The following is a 1,731-nucleotide window of genomic DNA, read 5'->3' as shown; positions in this document are numbered from 1 at the left end:
GACATCGGGCTTCCGGGGACAGACGGATTCAGTGTTTGCAAGAGTGTCCGACCGCATTTCAAAGGCCCGATCATCGTGCTCACCGCGCGGGGGGAGGAACTGGATGAAGTCGTCGCATTGGAAGCCGGGGCGGATGACTTCATGAGCAAACCCGTGCGTCCCAACGCCCTGCTCGCACGCCTGAAAATCCACCTTCGTCGATTCGACTTGCACCCTGTTGATTCGAGCACCATACCGGCGGACATCGTTGTCGGTGACCTGAGCATCAGCCTGGGCAGCCGCAGCGTCGTGGTCGGCGATCAACCGATCGAGTTGACAACCGCCGAATTCGACTTGATCGAATACCTGGCCCGCCGCGCCGGCAGCGTGGTCTCCCGCAAGGAACTGTACGTCGAATTGCTGGAAATCCCGTATGATGGCATGGACCGGTCGCTCGACCTGCGCGTCTCACGACTGCGACGCAAATTGGGCGACGATCCCCACAAGCCGACCCGCATCAAATCGGTTCGCGGTGTCGGGTATCTTTTTGCCAAATGATGTGATGACATGACGCGACTGTTCCTGCGATTCTACTTAGGCGTCATCGGCATCCTGATCGCGGCTTGGTTGATCCAGACCTCCGTTTTTCGCAAAAGTTCGATCCAGGAGAACATCCACGTCATCGAAGACATCTTCGCCAGCAGCGGGCGACTGGCTCGTGATCGGATCGTTGACGGTGGCGAAGAAGGGTTTTCCGAAACGATGGAGTACCTGGAAGATCAATTCGATTATCCGATCCGCGTGGTGCGTCGAGACAAGCGCCCGATGGATGAGGCGTCGACCGCGCGGTTGGACCGCGGTGAAAGCATCTTGTATTACGATCGACTGGAGACGGCCATTGCAGACACGCCCTATCTGGTTGAACTGGGACCGCTGCCCCGCTTTGACGAGCCGAGCCAGACCGAATTGTCGTTTGCGTTGGGAGGCGTGTTTTTGTTGACCGCGATCGGCATCGCGATCCTGTTGCACCCGGTCAGCAAGCAACTGCGGGGCGTCGAAAAAGCGGCACTCGCCATCGCCGGCGGTGACCTGGGTGCGCGAATTGACTATGGAAAATTTCGACACAGCGGGCCTCTTGCCGAAGCCTTCAACACCATGGCCGATCGCGTCGAAAATCTGTTGCGGTCACAACGGGAATTGCTGCAGACGGTTTCGCACGAATTGCGCACCCCCTTGGCTCGCATTAAATTCGCCACCGAGCTGATCGAGACGGCCGACGACGAGGAGCAACGAAAGCAACGCCTGACCTCGATCGAAGCGGCTACCGATCAGTTGGATGCACTCGTCGGCGAACTGCTGACCTACGTGCGTCTGGACGCGCAGTCGTCTGAAGCGGATTGCGGCGCCAAGCACATCGAGACCTTTGACGTTCGCGAACTGGTGACGGAACTGATCGAAGTGCACGGTCCGCTGTACCGGAACGTGGAATTCCACAATGCGGTCTCGCTCGCCGGCAGTGAAGGGGCTGACAGCGAAGGGGTCGGCATCGACGGGGGCAGCGCCGACGGGGGCAGCGCCGAATTGACCGGCAACCGCGCCGCCATCTCGCGTGCGATCGGCAACCTGATCAGCAACGCCGGAAGATACGCCGCATCGAAAGTCGTTGTGTCGGCGGACGAATCCGACCACGAACTTTGCATCCGCATCGACGATGACGGAGGCGGCATCGCGCCCGAGGATCGTGAAACGGTG

The 1,731-nt window shown here is 59.7% G+C and carries 2 protein-coding genes; both read left to right on the top strand.

Annotated elements, in window-relative coordinates:
* Nucleotides 1–537: winged helix-turn-helix domain-containing protein (locus tag ABX749_RS31850; RefSeq protein WP_372899585.1), on the top strand; the 537-nt coding region annotated here is incomplete at its 5' end.
* Nucleotides 538–546: 9 nt separating this feature from the next.
* The coding region (locus ABX749_RS31845; RefSeq protein WP_372899584.1) for a histidine kinase dimerization/phospho-acceptor domain-containing protein at nucleotides 547–1,731 on the top strand (1,185 nt) is incomplete at its 3' end.

The organism is Stieleria sp. (assembly GCF_041595215.1).
Taxonomy (GTDB): domain Bacteria; phylum Planctomycetota; class Planctomycetia; order Pirellulales; family Pirellulaceae; genus Stieleria; species Stieleria magnilauensis.
This window is presented reverse-complemented; position numbering and strand designations above follow the sequence as displayed.